14 protein-coding genes are annotated in these 19,313 nt (G+C 70.6%); 3 read left to right on the forward strand and 11 right to left on the reverse strand.

Annotation, left to right across the window (positions count from 1 at the left end; translation table 11 throughout):
- Positions 1–43 precede the first annotated feature (43 nt).
- The 3 genes from OOJ91_RS31905 to OOJ91_RS31915 form a co-directional block, all read right to left on the reverse strand.
- On the reverse strand, positions 44–2,554 hold the full coding sequence (locus OOJ91_RS31905; RefSeq protein WP_266250928.1) for a non-reducing end alpha-L-arabinofuranosidase family hydrolase: 2,511 nt from the start codon (positions 2,552–2,554) through the stop codon (positions 44–46).
- 150 nt (positions 2,555–2,704) lie between these two features.
- Positions 2,705–3,070, reverse strand: coding sequence for a hypothetical protein (locus OOJ91_RS31910; RefSeq protein ID WP_266250930.1), 366 nt, complete (start codon positions 3,068–3,070; stop codon positions 2,705–2,707).
- A 148-nt stretch (positions 3,071–3,218) separates the two neighbouring features.
- Positions 3,219–6,113, reverse strand: a complete 2,895-nt coding sequence (locus tag OOJ91_RS31915; protein ID WP_266250932.1) for a glycoside hydrolase family 9 protein — start codon at positions 6,111–6,113, stop codon at positions 3,219–3,221.
- A 437-nt stretch (positions 6,114–6,550) separates the two neighbouring features.
- Between OOJ91_RS31915 and OOJ91_RS31920 the strand changes: the two genes are divergently transcribed.
- Entirely contained in the window at positions 6,551–8,116 is a 1,566-nt protein-coding gene (locus OOJ91_RS31920) for an aldehyde dehydrogenase family protein (RefSeq protein WP_266250933.1), read from the forward strand.
- 80 nt (positions 8,117–8,196) lie between these two features.
- Here the strand turns inward: OOJ91_RS31920 and OOJ91_RS31925 are convergent, their stop codons facing one another.
- Entirely contained in the window at positions 8,197–9,252 is a 1,056-nt protein-coding gene (locus OOJ91_RS31925) for a GNAT family N-acetyltransferase (protein ID WP_266250935.1), read from the reverse strand.
- Between the two features lie 97 nt (positions 9,253–9,349).
- Positions 9,350–10,051 (reverse strand): amino acid-binding protein, encoded by a 702-nt coding sequence (locus OOJ91_RS31930; RefSeq protein WP_266250937.1) that lies wholly within the window; start codon positions 10,049–10,051, stop codon positions 9,350–9,352.
- Positions 10,052–10,201: 150 nt separating this feature from the next.
- On the opposite strand from OOJ91_RS31930, the gene OOJ91_RS31935 reads away from it, so the two are divergent.
- Positions 10,202–11,281 (forward strand): phosphotransferase family protein, encoded by a 1,080-nt coding sequence (locus OOJ91_RS31935; protein ID WP_266250939.1) that lies wholly within the window; start codon positions 10,202–10,204, stop codon positions 11,279–11,281.
- Positions 11,281–12,489 carry an acyl-CoA dehydrogenase family protein gene (locus OOJ91_RS31940; protein ID WP_266250940.1) on the forward strand — a complete coding sequence of 403 codons (1,209 nt, stop codon included), beginning with the start codon at positions 11,281–11,283 and terminating at the stop codon, positions 12,487–12,489. The genes OOJ91_RS31935 and OOJ91_RS31940 overlap by 1 nt, the downstream gene beginning before the upstream one ends.
- A 38-nt stretch (positions 12,490–12,527) precedes the next feature.
- Here the strand turns inward: OOJ91_RS31940 and OOJ91_RS31945 are convergent, their stop codons facing one another.
- From OOJ91_RS31945 to OOJ91_RS31970, 6 genes are all read right to left on the reverse strand, one after another.
- Entirely contained in the window at positions 12,528–13,574 is a 1,047-nt protein-coding gene (locus OOJ91_RS31945) for a LacI family DNA-binding transcriptional regulator (RefSeq protein WP_266250943.1), read from the reverse strand.
- Positions 13,575–13,656: 82 nt separating this feature from the next.
- Entirely contained in the window at positions 13,657–15,090 is a 1,434-nt protein-coding gene (locus OOJ91_RS31950) for a GH1 family beta-glucosidase (protein ID WP_266250945.1), read from the reverse strand.
- Positions 15,087–15,989, reverse strand: a complete 903-nt coding sequence (locus OOJ91_RS31955) for a carbohydrate ABC transporter permease (protein ID WP_435818544.1) — start codon at positions 15,987–15,989, stop codon at positions 15,087–15,089. Before OOJ91_RS31955 ends, OOJ91_RS31950 begins: the two co-directional genes overlap by 4 nt.
- A 13-nt stretch (positions 15,990–16,002) precedes the next feature.
- Entirely contained in the window at positions 16,003–16,989 is a 987-nt protein-coding gene (locus tag OOJ91_RS31960; RefSeq protein ID WP_266250947.1) for a carbohydrate ABC transporter permease, read from the reverse strand.
- 112 nt (positions 16,990–17,101) lie between these two features.
- Positions 17,102–18,412: an ABC transporter substrate-binding protein gene (locus OOJ91_RS31965; protein WP_266250949.1), complete on the reverse strand. Its 1,311-nt coding sequence runs from the start codon at positions 18,410–18,412 to the stop codon at positions 17,102–17,104.
- 266 nt (positions 18,413–18,678) lie between these two features.
- On the reverse strand, positions 18,679–19,224 hold the full coding sequence (locus OOJ91_RS31970) for a plasmid pRiA4b ORF-3 family protein (protein ID WP_266250951.1): 546 nt from the start codon (positions 19,222–19,224) through the stop codon (positions 18,679–18,681).
- Positions 19,225–19,313 lie beyond the last annotated feature (89 nt).

The raw sequence follows: 19,313 nt of genomic DNA on the forward strand, positions 1-19,313 counted from the left end.
CCCGGCACCGCATGGTGCCGGGCACGCCCCGGTTCTCCGCGAACTAGCGCTGGAGGGTCAGTACACCCGGCCGCCACGGCAGCCGGTTGTAGTCGCCGCTCGCGTTGGGGTCCTTGCCCTGGTACAGCAACTGCAGGTTGCAGGCGTCGACGGTCTTGGTCTGGTCGGGGTTGGTGCGGACCAGGTCACCGTGGCTGATGTCGTTGGTCCACGTCGCGCCGCTGTTGGCCTTGCCGGCGAACGGGTTGCTCTCGCTGGCGGCCTGTGGGGTCCACGAGCCGCCCAGGCTGCTGGACGTGAACGACCGGAAGAAGCGTTGCCCCTGGCTTCCGATCGCCTCGACGATCATGAGGTACTGGTTCTGGCCCTGCACCTTGTAGACCTCGACGGCCTCGAACAGGTTGTTCGTCGAGTCGGACATGACAGTCGTGTAGCTCGAGCCGAAGCTGCCCGGGAAGTTCCCGAGCGGCATGCTGGACCGGTAGATCTTGCCGTTGTCCCCCGCGAAGAACAGGTACATGTTCTGGTCGTCGCCGATGAGGGTCTGGTCGATCACGCCGTACGGTGCGTCCGAGAGGGTGGCGGTGGACAGGGTCTGTGCCGAGGACCAGCCGTTGGCGTTCGTCGGGTCGCTCGACGTCTTGTAGCTGAACGAGGTCGGTCCCCACTGGTACGCCAGCACCCAGATGTTCTTCGGGGCGAAGTACAGCAGCGTGGGCGCCACGGTGCCCTGACTCATTCCGGTCTGGCCGGCAGAGGCCATGTCGGACCAGTTCGTGAACAGGCTGAAGTTCATCGAGCCGTACGAGCCGCCGCTGTTGACGTTCGACGCGTAGACCAGGTGCTTGCCGTTGTAGACCACGTTTGTGAAGTCCTTGAGCGAGAGCCAGCCGTTCTGCGGGCTCGTCAGCGCGCCGGTCGAGGACCACCGGTAGGTCGACGGGAGCGCGCAGCCGCTCGGCGGCGTCGACGTCGGTGTCGGCGTCGGCGTGGTGGTCGGCGTCGGCGTCGGCGTGGTGGTCGGCGTCGGCGTGGTGCCGCCACCGAAGTCGGTACGCCACTGCTGGTTGGTCTGCCCGTGGCAGTCGTACAGCTGGACCTGCTGGCCGTTGCCGGTGCCCCAGACGTCCAGGCACCGGCCGGACTGCACGCCGCTGATGGTGCCGTTGGAGTTGATGTTCCACTGCTGGTTCGACTGGCCGTTGCAGTCCCAGATGATGATTCCGGTGCCGTTCGCGGAGCCCGCGCCGTTCGCGTCGAGGCACTTGCTGCCGTAGACCCTCAACTGCTTGCCGCTGGTGTACGTCCACTGCTGGTTCGACTGACTGTTGCAGTCGTAGAGCTGGACGCGTGTGCCGTTGGTCTGCGTGGCGTTGGGCACGTCGATGCACCGGCCCGACTGCACCCCGACGATCCGGCCGGCGCCGCCACTCGGCGGCGGGCTCACGGTCGGGCTCACGGTCGGGCTCACCGTCGGACTCACCGTCGGGCTCGCGGTGGGGCTCGAGGTCGGGGGAGCCGCGTTGAGCGCGTTGAGGACTGAGTTGTAGGCGGCCTTCTTGTTGCCGCTGCCGTCGAAGAGCAGCGGGCTCTCGTTGGAGCGCCAGGAGTCGCTGTCGCGTACGCCCCAGACGGTGATGCCGATGCAGCGCGGCACGTTCAGGCACGCCTGGGTCAGCCCGGCGTACTGGGTGGTGGAGGAGTTGGTGACGTCGACCTCGGTCAACGCCACGTCCACGCCGAGCGCGGCGAAGCTGGACAGCGTGGTCTGGAAGTTGCTCGGCAGCGAGCTGCCGCCGGTGAAGTGGGTCTGCAACCCGACGCAGTCGATCGGCACGCCACGGGACTTGAAGTCCTGGATCATGCGGTAGACGCCCTGCGTCTTGCCGTACGACCAGTTCTCGATGTTGTAGTCGTTGTAGCAGAGCTTGACCGACGGGTCGGCCGCCCGCGCGGTGCGGAACGCCACCTCGATCCAGTCGTTTCCGGTGCCCTGGAGGTTCGACGAGCGGCGGCTGCCGTCCTCGTTGAACGCCTCGTTCACCACGTCCCACGCGGCGAGCTTGCCCCGGTAGTGGCCCATCACGCCGTTGATGTGGTCGATCATCGCCTGACGCAGGGTGCTGCCGCTCAGGCTCTGCATCCACCCCGGCTGCTGCCCGTGCCAGGCCAGGGTGTGCCCACGGACCTTCAGGCCGCGCTGGGTCGCCCAGTTGTAGATCTGGTCACCGGAGTTGAAGTTGAACTGGCCCCGCTGGGGCTCCGTCGCGTCCGGCTTCATCTCGTTCTCGGCCGTGATCATGTTGAACTCGCGGGCCGCGATCGTGCTGTACGTCGAGTCGCCCAGCCGGCCCGCCGCGATGGCGGTGCCGAAGTACCGGCCCGACTGCGCGGCGGCCGCGCCGAGCGTGGTCGCGGCGGCGTTCGCCGAGGGCATCATCACCGCGACGGCGGCCACGGTCACGACGCTGAACGCGCCGGCGAGCAGCGCTCGGACGGCGGGTGATCGCCGTCGCCGAGTCCCGCCGCGATAAACGGTTGGGCTCATTGCCATCTCGGCCTCCTTATTGGCCAACACCTGGGCCGTCGAGGCGGGACGACCGGAGGTCTCGGTGGGGGGGAATCCAATTCAGTCGATGCTTGCACACGCGCCGGGCCGGGCAATGATGTTTCGGAAAAGTTTCGGAACTACGCTGGGCCGGCGTCAGCGGCGCTGCGGCGTCCGCCGGGCAGCGGTGGTGGCGAGCACTCCGGCGACCAGAGCGGTCAGCACCCCGACCAACTGGATCGCCTGTCCGGTCGCCACTGCGGCCCCGTGCCGCCCGAGCAGGTTGTCCACGCCTGTCGGGCTGATCGCGAACCCGACGGCCACGAACAGGCCCAGCAGCGCGCCCACCGCGGGCGACAAGCGCCACGGGGCGAACGCGACGAACAGGGCGCCGGCCACCAGGATGATGATCCCGGGCGGCACGGCGACGGGAAACTCGACGCCTGCGGCCCACAGCACGCCGATGCCCGCGGCGCCGACGACGAGGCCGGCGATGGTGAAGGTCCGTGCGGTAACAGTCATGCCACCACCGTGGCCCGACGCGGGCCGGATGGCGTCAGCCGCACGACGTCATCCCGGGTACGGCAGTCCGCGTACTCCGGTCAGGGATCGTGGACAGTTTCCGTTCTGGCTGAACGGAAACTGTCCACGATCTCGAACGTTCGGCGGCTCAGGCCACGGTGCAGGCGGCGTTGTTGACGGTGAAGGCCGTGGGCTTCGGGTTGCTGCCGGTGTGGTTGCCGTTGAAGCCGAAGCTCGCCGACGCGCCCGGCGCGATCGTGCCGTTGTAGGACAGGTTCGTGGCGGTGACCGCCGCGCCGGTCTGGCTGACAGTCGCCGACCAGCCCTGGCTGACGGTCTGCCCGCCGGGGAAGCTGAACCGCAGCGTCCAGCCGTTGATCGCCGTGGTGCCGGTGTTGGTGATCGTCACCGTGGCGGTGAAGCCGGTGCTCCAGTCGGTGGTGGCGTACCCCACCGAGCAGGTGCCGCCGACCGGCGGAGGCGCGGTGGTCACCGCGACCGGCGCGGACGCCGGGGAGGTGTTGCCTGCCGCGTCGACGGCCACCACGTAGAACTGGTACGCCGTCGAGGCCGTCAGCCCGGTGACGGCGAGCGTGCTGCCGCTGGGCGAGCCGACGAGCGCGTCGGTGGCGCCGGCCTCGCGGTAGACCCGGTAGCCGGTGACGCCCACGTTGTCGGTCGACGGGGTCCAGGCCAGGGTGAGGCCGGTGGCGGTGACCGCCGAGGCGACCGGGGTGCCGGGCGTGCTCGGCGCTGTCGTGTCGGCGGAGCCGGTCGGCGGCGTGGTCACGGTGAGCACCGAGGAGGCCGCCGACCGGTTGCCGGCGCCGTCGCGGGCCACCACGCTGAACTCGTACGTGTGCTCCGGCAGCAGCGTCGAGATGGTGAGCGTGGTGCCGGTGACGGGCCGGTTCACCACCGTGTCGCCGCCGACCAGGACCTCACGGACGTCGTAGCCGGCGAGGCCGCTGCCGCCACTGTCGGTGGAGGCCGCCCAGGTCAGGGTGACCGAGCGGGGCGCGAGGCCGGACGCCACGGGCTTGCCCGGCACGCTCGGCGCGGTGGTGTCCGGCACGACCGGACCCGGCTCGTCACCCCAGACGCGGGTGCTGCCGGCGTAGAGCGGCACCTTCCGGTTCGGCCCGGCGGTGGCCTGGTACGACGGGTCGTTTGTCGGGTCCCAGGTGCCGCCCTCCGGCACGCCGATCTTGAACTGGACCTCCATCCGGTGCTGCGACTGGCCGGCCGGGGCGATGGTGTACCCGGTGCAGTCGACCTCGACGTACCAGATGTCGCCGCTGTACTGCTTGGCCGTGGTCGGGGACGGGCACCCCTGGGTGTAGCCGGCGGTGACCTGCACCGGGCCGGTGCCGTCGGGCCGGAAGTAGTACCGGAACTTTCCGTTGGTCAGGGCCCGGGCCGGGAACGCCGACTTGTTGTAGACCATCACCTTGAGCCCGGTGGCCCGCGGCTCGGCCTGCGTCACGGTGGTCTCCACTGTCAGCTCGTCCATGTCGGGCGTCTCGGCGACCGGGAAGTTGGCCAGCGGGGTGCCGCCGTACTCGGAGGTCAGCCGGACCAGCGCGGACGTGAAGCCGGCGTTGTAGTCGGTGGCCACCTCGTTCATCACGTAGTCGGACCGGCTGTCGTTGTACGCGTCGTTGGCCGAGGACGGGCCGCCGACAAGCGCGCCGTAGAGGGTGTGCCGGGTCTCGACGGGCACGGTCTGGCTGTCCCACCAGGACCCGTGCGCGGTGCGGTGGTGCGGGTTCTTCGGCGCGTTGGCGCCGAACCCGATGACGTAGCTTGAGCTGCGCGGGTTGTCGCCGAGCGCGTAGTTGATCTGCCGGACGGCGAAGTCGTGGTAGCGCGCCTTGCGGGTGGTGTCGGTGGTCTTGTCGCTGTAGACAAGCGCCGCGAAGGACGTGTTGGCCGCGTAGCGCAGCGCGCCCCAGGAGTCGAGCACCGCCATCCCACCGGGGGAGTACGGAATCCGCTGCCCGTTCACCCCGACGGTCCAGTAGTCCAGCCAGCGGTTGGCGTCGTCGACGTACTTCTGCTTGCCGGTCAGGTTGGCCAGCAGCACGTACGCGCCGAACTGCTTGTTGTCCCAGGCGATCGTCCACTTGTAGGACCTGGTGGTGGACTGCGGCTCGGTGCCGAGCTTGTCGTACTCGCTCTCGGCCTTGGCGAGGTAGCTGGCGTCGCCGGTGGCCCGGTAGAGCCAGATCGCGGCCCACACCAACTCGTCCTGCCAGCCGCTCCACGACTTGTAGAACGACGCCGCGTCGGTGATGCACTCGCTGTAGGACTTCCGCACCGTGTCGGCGAACGTGTAGAGCTGCCGGGCGTGGGTGAGCAGCTTGTCGGCGTAGGTCGCGTCGGTGGGCCGGAACACCATCGAGGAGGCGGCCATCGCGGCCGCCGTCTCTCCGGCGAGGTCCGCGCCGCCACAGCTAGCGTCGATCTTGTACGCGGGACGCGCCATCGGCAGCACCTCGGCCGGGCCCCACCACTTGTGGTCGTCGTCGCCCTTGCCGACCTGCCCGTAGAGGACGTTTGCCGACGGGTGCGCCTTGATGAAGTAGTCGTTGACGAAGCGCAGGTTGTTGAGCAGGTGCGGCAGTTGGCCGGAGGCCGTGTAGCCGCTGCGGTACTCCACCGCGCCCCACGCCAGCATCGTGGCGCTGAACGCCATCGGGAAGCCGAACTTCACGTGGTCGCCGGCGTCGTACCAGCCGCCGGTGAGGTCCAGTCCGGCGTCGGCGCCGTCGGTGAGCGCGGAGTCGCCGCGCCAGGAGACCCGGTTCCAGTCCGGCAGCTCGCCCGACTGCTGTGCCTCGTAGAAGAGCAGCGACTTCTGCAACGCCTCGGCGTAGTTGAAGGCCGGCGCGGCCGACGCGGGCCCGGCCGGCGCGGTGACCGCGAGGGACAGCCCGGTGACCAGGGCGACGCCGGCGGCGAGGAGTCGCCGGGGCCAGGGCTGGTCGGCGACCGGCGACCGGCCGGGGTGGCCGGTGGACGGCCGGATGAGGTGGCGCATGAAGGGCTCCTGTCGGAGGCGCCGCCGGCGGTCGCACCGACGCGGGACGGCGTGGGGGCGGCACGGCCACCGGCGACAGCGGGGTGGCGGTGTGACCATGAGCAGCCGTGGAAGCGCTCCCATGGATAAGCGACAATGTAATGCGCATGTCGCCACTTGGGAAGCCTGCGCGCCGAGCCGGCGCGCGCGAGGTCGTTTGTGTACTCGCGGGTAACCACTGCGGACCATCTCACATCATCGATGTACTTCGATCTATTTTCGGTGTCTCAGCAGTTCACGGCACGCGCTCCAGGAAAGATCCTCGCGCCGTTCGGGCGCTTCGGCGACCAGCCAGACGAACGTACTGTTGCTGACCGACTACCGCGCGCGAGACAGTACGGCTCTTCAGCGGTGCCGTCGACGCCGCCGCTCCCCCGGTCAACCCTGAGGAGAACGCGATGGCACTACGACTCGCCGACGGCACCGCCTGGTCCGACGTCCTCGCCCGGGCAGTCGCCGCCACACCTGAGGCGTTCGGCGCCGAGGTGGACGGCGTCGTCACGCTGCACAACCTGGTCGAGGGTGAGTGGAGAGCCGTCGGCCAGCCGACGCCGGCCCGCACCCCCGTCGACAACAGCGTCGTCGTCAACCTGTCCCGGCTCGACGCCGACACCGCCCGCGCCGCGGTCGCGCATGCGGCCGCCGCGCACCGGGCCTGGGCGCGCACCCCGCTGGCCGACCGCAAGGCCCGGGTCTCCGACGCCCTGGACGCCCTCACCGCCCACCGTGACCTGCTCGCGCTGCTGCTCGTCTGGGAGATCGGCAAGCCGTGGCGGCTGGCCTGCGCAGACGTGGACCGGGCGCTCGACGGCGTCCGCTGGTACGCGGGCGAGATCGACCGGATGCTCGCCGACGGCCGCGAGCCCCTGGCCGGTCCGGTCAGCAACATCGCTTCGTGGAACTACCCGATGAGCGTCCTCGTGCACGCCGAACTGGTCCAACTGCTGGCCGGCAACGCAGTCATCGCCAAGACTCCGTCCCAGGGCGGCGCCGTCTGCCTGACCGTCGCGCACGCGCTGCTGCGCCGCGCCGGCCTGCCCGCCACCCTCGTGTCCGGCGGCGGCGAGGAGCTGTCCGAGGTGCTCGTCCGGGCGCCCGAAATCGGGGCGGTGGCGTTCGTCGGCGGCCGTTCCAACGGCGGCAAGGTGGCCGCCGCGCTGCTCGACAGCGACAAGCGGCACTTCATCGAGCAGGAGGGTCTCAACGCCTGGGGGATCTGGAACTTCTCCAAGTGGGACCTGCTCGCCGCGCACCTCAAGAAGGGCTTCGAGTACGGCAAGCAGCGCTGCACCGCGTACCCCCGGTTCGTGGTGCAGCGCGACCTGGTCGACGAGTTCCTCGACATGTACCTGCCGGTCGTACGCTCGGTCCGGTTCGGTCACCCCCTCGCGGTCGGGGACGACTGGACGGCCGGTGACCCGCTGCCCGAGCTGGACTTCGGGCCGCTGATCAGCGCCGCCAAGGCCGACGAGCTGCGCCGCAAGGTCGACGAGGCGGTACGCGGCGGCGCGGTGCCGCTGCACCGGGGCAAGCTGACCGGAGCGCCGTTCCTGCCCGGGCAGGACACCTCGGCGTACGTGGCGCCGTCGGTGCTGCTCGCCCCACCCGGGCGGTCCCGGCTGATGCACGCCGAGCCGTTCGGCCCGGTCGACACGATAGTCGTGGTGGACACCACCGACGAGCTGCTGGCAGCGATGAACGCCTCCAACGGCGCGCTCGTCGCGTCGCTCGCCTGCGACGACACCGACGAGGCCGGCAAGCTCGCGGTGGATCTCCAGGCGTTCAAGGTGGGCATCAACAGGCCGCGCTCACGCGGCGACCGGGACGAGCCGTTCGGGGGCCGGGGCGCGTCCTGGAAGGGAGCGTTCGTCGGCGGCGACCTGCTGGTGCAGGCGGTCACCGTGGGTGGCGACGGCAGGCTCTACGGCACCTTCCCCGACTACACCAGCTACCCCGCCACCTGAGCGCCGTGCCGGAAGGGCCCTCGTCGACGCCTCGCGCGAGGCGAGGGCCCCTTCCCGCACAGCGGTGACCAGGGTCCTGCCTACGCGCCCGGCGTCAGGGATGCGCCCGTGCGACCTGCGGCGAGCGGGACGGTGAGGGTGAGCAGCCCGCCGTCGCGCTCCGCTGAGCTGGACCGGTTCAGCCGGCGCAGTGTTCGCAGCATCGGCGCGTTGTCCGTCTGCACGTGCAGCACCAGCGCCGCGTACCCGGCCTCGTCGGCGTGCCGGACCAGCCGGCGCAGCAGCGCGGAGCCCAGGCCGCGGCGCTGCCAGTCGTCGCGCACCAGCAGCGCCACCTCGGCCTCGTCGCCCTCGCCGGCCAGGTTCGCCATCGCGACCAGCCCGCCGCCCCCGTCAGTGGTCGTGGCGACCAGGGTGAGCCCTCGGCTCGGCTCCAGCAGCCGGCGCAGCCGGGCCGGCCGCGGCAGGGCCGCCCCGCCCAGGTAACGCCGTTGCCGGCTGCGCGGCGAGCACGCCTCGTGCAGCTCCACCGCGGCGGACAGGTCGTCCGCGCCTGCCGGCCGCACTGCCACCTCGGCACCGTCGGGCAGCACAAGTGTGATCTGCTCGGCGGCCCGACGCACCACGGTCGCGGCCAGCTCGACCAGGGCCTGCGCCCGGGCGTACTCCGCGGGGGTGAAGGCGGGCGCGGCCCGGCGCAGCGCGAACGAGCCGCCCGCCGGGTCGGCAAGCAGCATCGTGGTGCCGGTGATGCCCCGCTCGTCGCCTGTCGACGCCGGCCGCCAGCTGACCGAGTCGGCGCCCAGCAGGGTCCGCAGCGCCGCACCCGCCGCGTCCGGGTCACGCACCAGCCGGTTGGCCAGCCCGAGGACCCGGGTCGGCTGGTCGGCCAGGCCGCGCGCCTCGCTGCGCGCCACCCAGCAGTCCCGGCCACGACCCCGCTCGACGGCCGCGATCAACTCGGCCGCGTCGAGCGCGTCCGGCGCGTCGACAAGGAAATCGTCCACCGCGCCCTGCTCGGTGGGCTGCACCTGCACGGTGAGGATGTTGACCCCACGCAGCGCGAGGCTCGCCGTGAGAACCGACAGGTAACCCGGCCGGTCGTCCACGGTGGCCCGAATCCGCCACAATGTCATGGTTGGCTCCCTTCCCCACCTCAGAGCCTCGCCCCCGGCTGTTGCCGCCCGGTTGCCCGGCGGTGTCGGCCCGGGAACTCCTCGGGCCGCTACGTGCTCAGGGGCCGGCGACGACAGGCGGCGTGCCGACCAGGTCGAGCCGGTCGCCGAGGATCACCGCGCTGGCCCGGACGAGCTGGGTGAGCCGGTCGACCTCGGTGCTGTGGAAATTCGCGGCGCAGAGGGTCTCGTTGTGCTCGCGGGCCACCACCAACACCAGGCCGGCCCGGCCGAACGGGGCGATCGCGTGGTGGGTGCCGTCGGGCGTGGTCATCGACCGGCCGCGCAACGGGGTCACCTCGGGCAACCGCAGCGGTACGGGAGCACGCCAGCTCGCGTGGCCCACCGTGGCGCCACCGCCCCCGGTGCGTGACGCCCAGTCCACCGGGACCACCGCGGCGACCGCCCAGTCGGCCGCCAGCAGCCCCGGCACGGCGTCGACAAGGGTCGCCAGCCCGTCGGCCGGGTTGGCCGCGACCTGCGCCAGCAGCTCCGCGTCCTGGCCGGTGGTGGTGGGCGCGCCGATCGCCCGCCACACACCGTCCACCCGGACGCCCGGAATCGCCGCGAGGCCCGCCAGCAGCCGCTCGACCCGAGCCGCGCCGGGCCACACCACAGTGAAGTCGTCCACCGCGCGCCCGCCGAGACGCTCGAGGACCACGACCTGGACGATGTCCGCGCCGGAGACACCCAGCGTGCGGGCGACCTGGCCGAGGGTGCCCGGACGGTCCGGCAGGGTGACCCGAACTCGCAGCAACATGTCTGTCCCTCCGCTCGGCGGGCCGGCGACAAGCGACCGGCAGGCTGCGTCACAGCCTGCCTGTTGACCATTTCGTCCCTGTTGCCGAGGCATGTCCCGAGGGGAAAATCTGACCTTGACAACGTGAGCAAGCTGCCATCAACTAGTCGGATGACCGATCCGGCCGTCAGCGCGCTCCGGCCGGGCGCGGTTCCGGCCTCCCCCGCCGGGCTCGACCTCGATCGGCTCGCCGGCCATCTGGCGCGGCACCGGCCCGAGCTGGCCGTGGGGCCGGTGCGGGCCCACCTGATCGCGGGCGGCAAGTCCAACCTCACCTACCTGCTGCGGCTCGGCGACCGGGAGGTCGTGCTGCGCCGGCCGCCGCTGGGGCACGTGCTGGCGACCGCACACGACATGGCCCGCGAGTTCCGGGTCATCTCGGCGCTGGCCCCGACCGAGGTGCCGGTGCCGGGCGCGCTGCTGCTCTGCACCGACCCCGGGGTGATCGGTGCGCCGTTCTACCTGATGGAGCGGATGCCCGGCGAGGTGTTCCGCACCCGTGCGCAGACCGACCCGCTCGGCGACGAGCGACGACTGGCGCTCGCCATGGCGATGATGGACACGCTCGCCGCGCTGCACACAGTCGACCCGGCGGACGTCGGGCTCGGCGACTTCGGCCGCCCCGAGGGATACCTGGCCCGGCAGGTCCGCCGCTGGGCCGGGCAACTCGACCGCTCGCGCAGCCGCGACCTGCCCGGGATCGACGAGCTGCGTGACCTGCTGGCCGCGACCGCCCCGGAGGGCGCGAACGCCGGCCGGATCGTGCACGGCGACTACCGGCTGGACAATCTTCTCGCCTCGGCCGACCCGGTGGCCGTGCACGCCGTCCTCGACTGGGAGATGGCCACCCTCGGCGACCCTCTCGCCGACCTGGGGCTGCTCCTGACGTACTGGGATGTCCTCGGCGGCAGCGACTCGGCCGAGGGCAACCCGGTCGCCGACGGGCTCGGACCGCGCGCCGGCTTCCCCACCGGCGCCGAGCTGATCGAGCGGTACGCCGGGCGCAGCGACGTGGACGTCGGGCCGCTGCACTGGCACGTGGCGCTCGGCTGTTTCAAGCTCGCGGTGATCTGCGAGGGCATCCACTACCGCCACACGCTCGGGCAGACGCTCGGCGAGGGCTTCGACCGGATCGGCGAGATGGTGGCACCGCTGGTCGCGCACGGGCTGACCGCCGCCAGGGAGCGGTGATGGACTTCTCGTACGACGCCCGGACCGAGGAGCTGCGCGACGAGCTGACCCGGTTCCTGACCGACCACGTCTACCCGGCCGAGGCGGTGCACGCCGAGCAGGTCACCGCGGGTGACCCGTGGTCGCGTACCCCCGTGCTGGCCGAGCTGAAGGCCGAGGCCCGCAAGCGCGGCCTGTGGAACCTGTTCCTGCCCGACCCGCGCTACGGCGCCGGCCTGACCAACCTCCAGTACGCGCCGCTCGCCGAGCTGACCGGGCGCAGCCCGCACCTGGCGCCCGAGGCGGTCAACTGCGCGGCGCCGGACACCGGCAACATGGAGCTGCTTGCCGAGTTCGGCTCCCCGGCGCAGCAGCAGCGCTGGCTGATGCCGCTGCTGGAGGGCGAGATCCGCTCCGCGTTCTGCATGACCGAGCCGGACGTGGCGTCCTCCGACGCCACGAACATCGCCACCCGGATCGTCCGCGACGGCGACGAGTACGTCATCAACGGCCGCAAGTGGTGGTCGTCCGGCGCGATGGACCCGCGCTGCGAGATCTTCATCGTGATGGGCAAGACCGACCCGGACGCCGACAGGCACCGCCAGCAGAGCATGGTGCTGGTCCCCCGGGACACCCCAGGGGTGCACGTCCGCCGGGGCATGACCGTCTTCGGCTACACCGACGGCTCACACGGTGGGCACGCCGAGATCGACTTCACTGACGTCCGGGTTCCGGCGGAGAACCTGATCGGCGCCGAGGGCACCGGCTTCGCCATCGCCCAGGCGCGGCTGGGCCCCGGCCGGATCCACCACTGCATGCGACTTGTCGGAATGGCTGAGCGGGCCTTGGAGCTGCTCTGCAAGCGGGCGCTGGAGCGTGTCGCGTTCGGCCGGCCCCTCGCCGAGCAGGGCGTCGTCCGGGAGTGGATCGCCGAGTCGCGGGTGCGCATCGAGCAGGCCCGCCTGCTGGTGCTCAAGACGGCCTGGCTGATGGACACCGTCGGCAACAAGGGCGCGCACACCGAGATCCAGGCCATCAAGATCGGCACGCCGGCGATGACGGAGTGGGTGATCGACAAGGCCATCCAGGGGTACGGCGGCGCCGGCGTCAGCCAGGACACCCCACTGGCCGCCCTGTGGGCGCAGACCCGCACCCTGCGCCTCGCCGACGGCCCCGACGAGGTGCACCGCAACTCCCTCGCCAAACGCGAACTCCGCCGCTGGGCCTGAACCCCGCCTCGGCTCGACCGAGGACTTTGACACGGGCCCTAGGCGGAGGCGCGGTGGACCAGTTGGGTGTCCAGGAGGATGTGCGGGGCGGGGAGGTCGTCACCGCGGATGCGGGCGACAAGCAGTCGGGCCATCTGCCGGCCCATCTCCTCCACCGGCTGGAACACGGTGGTCAGCGGCGGATCCGCCTGCCGGGCGACAGGCGCGTCGTCGAAGCCGATCACGGCGACGTCCTCGGGGACACGCCGGCCGGCGTCGCGCAGGGTCCGCAGCGCACCGAACGCCATCAGGTCGGACGCGACGAAGACGGCGTCCAGGTCCGGGCATGCCTCCAGCAGTCGGCGCATGGCGGTCGCCCCGCTGCCCTCGCTGAAGTCCCCGTACGCGATCAGGTCCGGGTTGACGCCCGCGCCGGTGGCCTTGACGGCCTCGGTGTAGCCGGCCAGTCGGGCCAGGCCCGCGCCCATGTCCTGCGGGCCGGCGATGGTGGCGATCCGCCGCCGCCCCTGGCCGGTCAGGTACTCCACCGCCTGCCGGGCGCCGCCAACGTTGTCCACGTCGACGAACCAGGCCGGCTGGGCACCGGGTTGCAGCATCCGGGCCGGCCGGCCGCCGAGCACCGCGGGCAGACCGCGCTCCTCCAGCAGGGTGGGCAGCGGATCGGAGTCGTGCAACGACAGCAGGAGTACGCCGTCGACGTGCTGGTTGGTGAGGTGGTGCTCGACGCGCTCCCGCTCGACAGGCGACTGGGCCATCGCCAGCCAGAGCTGCATGGGCGTCTCCAGCAGACCGGAGCTGATCCCCCGCACGATCGCGGCGAAGAACGGCTCGGTGAAGACCCGTTCACCGGATTCGGAAACCACCAGGGCGACGGAGTCGGTCCGCTGGGTGACGAGCGCACGGGCGGCGCGGTTCGGCACGTACCCCAGCTCGGCGATGGCCTGCTGGACCGCGGCCCGGGCCTCCGGGCTGACCTGGGGCGAGCCGTTGACCACGCGGGAGACCGTGCCTCGACCCACGCCGGCGCGCGCCGCGACCGCGTCGAGGGTCGGGCGCCCGAGCGACCGGGTGCGCTGCGTTGTCATCGTCTGCTCCTCCGACGGCGGGCGGGCCTGGCGCCACCTGAGGAAGGTGGACACCAGGACCGCCCTGATGGCTGGCCCGAGCCTATTGTGCGGCCAGACCGTTGCGTCGGATCACCGAGGCGTACCACCTGGCGCTGGACTTGGGGATGCGAAGCTGGCTGTCGTAGTCGACGTGGATCATGCCGAAGCGCTTGGTGTAACCCCAGGCCCACTCGAAATTATCCATCAGTGACCAGGCGAAGTATCCCCGCAGGGGCACGCCCGCGTTGATCGCCTCGTGGCAGGCGCGCAGGTGGGCGTCGAAGTAGGCCAGCCGGTCGGCGTCGTCGACCTGCCCGTCGACGACCGTGTCGACGAACGCGGAGCCGTTCTCGGTGACGTACAGGGGCAGGTCGGTGTACTCCTCGTGCACCCGCCGCAGCGTCTCGACCAGGCCCGGGGCGTCGATCTCCCAGTCCATGTCGGTGACCGGGAAGCCCCGGCTGACGAAGCGGACGTCCTCGCTGCCCGGCCAGCAGGACGGCTCCCGCCAGTCCGGCTCGGGCTCGGCGCCCTCGACCGGCGCGGCGACCACGTGCCGGCTGTAGTAGTTGATCCCGACCAGGTCCAGCGGCGTGGCGATGGTCGCCAGATCGCCGTCGCGTACGTGGTCGAAGTCGGTCACCGTGCGCAGGTCGGCCACCAGGTCCGCCGGGTACGACCCACGCAGCAGCGGGTCGAGGAAGAAGCGGTTGGCCAGCCCGTCGATCCGCCGGGCGGCGTCGATGTCGGCGGGAGCGTCGCTGGCCGGGTCGACCGGGTACAGGTTGACCGTCACGCCCACCTCGGCGGTGGGTCGGGCGGCCCGCAACGCCTGCACGGCGAGGCCGTGCCCGAGCATCAGGTGGTGTCCGGCGCGGACCGCGTCCGCTCCGTTCGACCGGCCCGGGGCGTGCACGCCGGACCCGTACCCGAGGAACGCCGAGCACCAGGGCTCGTTCAGCGTCGTCCAGTAGCGGACCCGGTCGCCGAGCGCGTCGGCGACGAGCGTGGTGTAGTCGGCGAAGCGCGTCGCGGTGTCCCGCGACGGCCAACCGCCGGCGTCCTCCAGCTCCTGCGGGAGGTCCCAGTGGTAGAGGGTGAGCCACGGCTCGATGTCGTGGGCCAGCAGCTCGTCGACCAGCCGACTGTAGAAGTCCAGACCCTGCGGGTTGGCCGCGCCCGAGCCGCCGGGCTGCACCCGGGGCCAGGACACCGAGAAACGGTACGACTTCAGGCCCAGCTCGGCCATCAACGCGACGTCGTCACGGAGCCGGTGGTAGTGGTCGCAGGCCACGTCACCGGTGTGTCCGTTGACCACCCGGCCCTCGGTGTGGCTGAAGGTGTCCCAGATCGACGGGGTGCGACCGCCCTCGGCCGCGCCCCCCTCGATCTGGTAGGCCGCGGTCGCGGCGCCCCACAGGAAGGCGGGTGGGAAGGTCAGCCCGGGGCGCTCGTCGAGGACGTCGACGGCGGGTGGGCTGGCGGGGTTGCTCACGACTTGACGGCACCTTCCATGATCCCGCCAATGATCTGGCGGCCGAACAGAACGAACACGATGAACAACGGAAGGGTCGCGATGAGCGTACCCGCGAAGATCTGAGAATTGTCCGCGAAGTACGCGGTGTTCAGACTGCGCAGTGAGATCTGCACGGTCGGATTGGCCGGGTCGGCGAGCACCACGAATGGCCAGAAGAACTGGTTCCACTGCTCCATGAAGGTGAGCAGCCCGAGCACGGCCGCCGCGGGTCGCAGCGCCGGCACGACCACGTGCCAGTAGACGCGCCAGGTGGAGCAGCCGTCGACGCGGGCCGCCTCGATGAGCTCGTTGGGCACGGCCTGTTCGGCGTACTGCCGCATCATGAAGATGCCGAACCCGCCGATCAGGAACGGCACGGTCACCGACGGCATGGTGTTCAGCCATTCCAGCTTCGCCATCAGGATGTACAGCGGCAGCACGCCGAGCTGAATGGGAATCATCATCGAGGCCAGGATGATCAGCAACAGCGCGTTCTTGCCGCGGAAACGCAGTTTCGCGAACGCGAACCCGGCGAGCGAGCCGAAGAACACGGTAGCCACCGTGATCGTGCCCGAGACCAGGAACGAGTTCAGCAGGCCCTTGACGATGTTCGCGTCGCCGTTGTCGAGCACCCGCTGGATGTTCTCGCCCAGCTTGCCGCCCGGCAGGAAGGGCGGCGGCCAGGAGTTCGCGGCGTCGCTGGTCCGCGAGGCGATGACGATCATCCAGTAGAACGGGAAGAGCGACAGGATCACGCCCAGGACGAGGCCGAACCAGGTCAGCGGACTGGCCGTCCAGAGCTTCTCCGCCCGGTGGCGAATGCCGGGGCGACTGGCCGGCGGCTGGACCGCCGGCGGTCGCAGAGTGGTACTGGTCATGGGTGGGCCACCCTCACTTGTCGGAGCTGATTCGGCGGGCCAGCAGGTAGTTGATAAACGAGACGGACGCGATCAGCAGGAAGAGCACCAGCGCGACGGCGCCCGCGTATCCCCACCGGAACCGCTGGTTCATCACGTCCAGCAGGTACATCGTGATCGTCTGGAACTGCCCCTCCGTGCCACCGGAGAGTGCGCCCGAGCCGCTTGTGAACATGAGCGGCTCGGTGAAGAGCTGCAGACCGCCGATGGTCGAGATGATCAGCGTGAAGATGATTGTGGGACGCAGCTGGGGGATGGTGATCGACCAGAACTGCCGGCGCTGGGAGGCGCCGTCCAGGGCGGCGGCCTCGTACACGTCCTTGTTGATCGACTGCATGGCCGCGAGGTAGATCAGGGCGTTGTAACCCACCCACCGCCAGTCGACCATCGTCGCGATGGCGAACCAGGAGGCGAAGCGGTTGGCCCGCCAGTCGATCGGGCCGACGCCGACCAGGTCGAGCAGCCAGTTCATCAGGCCGAACTCGCGGGCGTAGATCATCGAGAAGATGAGCGCCACCACCGCGGTCGAGGTGATGATGGGCATCGCGATGGCCAGCCGGAAGAACATCTGACCGCGGATGCGCCGGTTCAGGGCGTTGGCCAGCAGCAGAGCGATGATCAGCTGCGGGATGGTGGAGAGCGCGAACATCCCGAAGGTGTTCACCACCGCGTTCCAGAACTGCGGATCGTTCGTGAACAACTCGACGAAGTTGTCCAGACCGACGAAGCTGATCGTCGCGTTCATCGGTGACCTGTCGGTCATCGCGATCCAGAACGTGTAGACGATCGGGTAGACGCCGAAGATCGCGAAGAGCACGAAGAACGGCAGGACGAAGACGTACGGGGTGAAGCGCAGGTCCAGCCGGTTCAGCTGCCGGCGGCGCGCCGGTGAGTGCCGCGGAGCGGGACGCGACCGGCGGTCCGACGCACCCGGTGGCGCGGGGGTCTTCAGGGAGCTCATGAGCGGTCCTTCACACTCGGCGACGCCGTTGTGGGCGCCGCGGCAGGGCGTTCCGACGCGGGTTCACGGGTGGTGCCGGAGTCCGGCACCACCCGTGAGCGCGTCACAGCCGTTACTTGCCTGCGGCCTGGCCGTTCTTCACCGCGTCCTGCCAAGCGGCGTCGGCGGCCTTGCCCTGCTCGATGCTGCGCAGCGCGTTCTCGACCGCGTCCCGGACCGCCTGGTTCTTCGGGCCGAGGTAGACCGGCTTCAGCTCGGTCGCGCCAGCGGCGAAGATCTTGCCGATCGGCGCGCCGCTGAAGTACTCGTTGGTGGCGGCGAGCACGGCCGGGTCGTTGAGGGCCTGCGGCGACGAGGGCAGGTTCCCGACCTTCTTGAACGCCTCGGTCTGGCCCTTGGCGCTGGTCAGGAACTTGGCCAGCTCGGCGGCTTCCTTCTGGTGCTTGCTGGCCTTCGGCACGGCCAGCCAGGAACCGCCCCAGTTGCCGGCGCCGCCCGGCGCCTTGGCGACGTCCCACTTGCCGGCCGCCGCGTCACCGGCCTGCCCCTTGATGACACCGGTCATCCACGCCGGGCAGCCGATGGTGGCGAAGCTGCCGTTCTTGAAGCCGGCGTTCCACTCGTTGGAGAAGCTGCGCAGGTTGTTCGACAGACCCGCGCTGATCATCTTGGTGGTCTGCTGGAACGCGGACTGCACGTCCGGGTTCTCGCCGACGGCGAGCTTGTTGCTCTTGTCGAAGTACGTGTAGCCGCTGCCGGCGCCCGCCGTCTGCATCAGCACGATGTTGTAGAAGTTGGTGGCCGAGTCGACGAACTTGTGCTTCTTGTCGGCGGCGGCGAACTTCTTGCCCTGCTCGATGAAGGCGTCCCACGTCGGCCAGAGGGCGCCGACCTGCTCGCGGTCGGTCGGCAGGCCGGCCGACTTGAAGAGGTCGCTGCGGTAGCAGACGGCCATGCCGCCGACGTCGGTGCCGAGACCGAGCACCTTGCCGTCCGGGGTGACGCCACCTTCCCACTTCCAGGGCAGGAAGTTGCCCTTGAGGTCGTTGGCGCCGTGGTCGGCCAGGTTGACGAACTTGTCGGCCTGCGCGAAGAACTGCACGATCGTGCCCTCTTCGAGGGCGACGACGTCGCCGGCGCCCGCGCCGGCGGTGATCTGCTGCGTCAGCCGGGTGTTGTAGTCACCCAGGCCGAGGCCCTTGCCGCGCTCCTGGATGGTGACGTTCGGGTGCTCAGTCTGGTACTGCTTGTAAAGATCTTCGTATCCGAAGCCCTGGTCGCCGAAGACGTCGACGACCAGAGTGACCTTGCCGCCGTCCTTGTCGGACGACGAGTCGTCGCCGCCGCAGGCGGTCGCCGAGGCGAGTACGGCGACGGACGCGAGCGCGATCGCCGCAAAGCGACGACGTGAGGTGACGCTCATCCTGACCCCTCTCAAGTGGTGAGGCTTGGTGTGTCGTGCGTGGTGGGGGGTGCTGCAGCGCCCCTGCCGTCGCCGGACCGGTGGTCGTGGGCGATCTGGGGAGAACTGTGAAGGAGACTTCGGCCACTCCCCCGGGAGCGCTCCCATGAGATTGCCGGGGCGCTACCAGGGTGTCAATAGACCATTGGGAGCGTTCCCAGATCGTTACCGCCCTGTTTCGGACCGGCACCTGGGGTGACGGCGTCGGCCCGTACGCCCAGGCCGGCTCAGCAGAAGCGGCGCAGCAGGGTGGTGGCGACTGCGGAATCGAAGAACGTCGGGTCGAAGCCGTCGCCGACCCAGCCCCGCAGCACGGCCCGCTCCGGATCGGTCGGATCGGCAAGCGCCGCGAGCAGCGCCTGGTAGCCGGGCGGCCCACCGATGCCCTCCGGAGGGCAGGCCCGCCGGCCGTCCAGGCAGATCGGGTACCGCTCGTCGTGGTCGGCGGTCAGCGCGTCCTCGACGACCAGGTCGTGCTCCCACCAGTCACCGAAGTCGTACGTGTAGGAGAACCTGCCGCCCTTGCCGAGCACCGCGTCCAGCCGGACGTCCAGCTCGTCGTGCAGCGCCAGGCCGCCGTCCGGGTCCGGCTCGCCGTACGCCACCGCTTCGATCTCGAACGAGTGCAGGTGGCAGTCCCGCCAGCCCATCGCGTGCTGGGCGACCCGGTGCAGCCGGTCCAGCGTGTAGCCGGCCGGGACGAGCACCCGGCGCCACACCTGCGGACGTACGCCGGCGAGGGACATCTTCAACTGGAAGATCTGACGCGGCATGCTGTCCTGTCCTCCGGCGGCTTAGGCTGCGAGCATGATCTGCCGAGCGTGCCGGGCCCGGCGGCACGACGACTGCCCGGGCCGGAACT

Origin of the sequence: Micromonospora lupini, assembly GCF_026342015.1 — a bacterium.
Classification (GTDB): Bacteria; Actinomycetota; Actinomycetes; order Mycobacteriales; family Micromonosporaceae; genus Micromonospora; species Micromonospora lupini_B.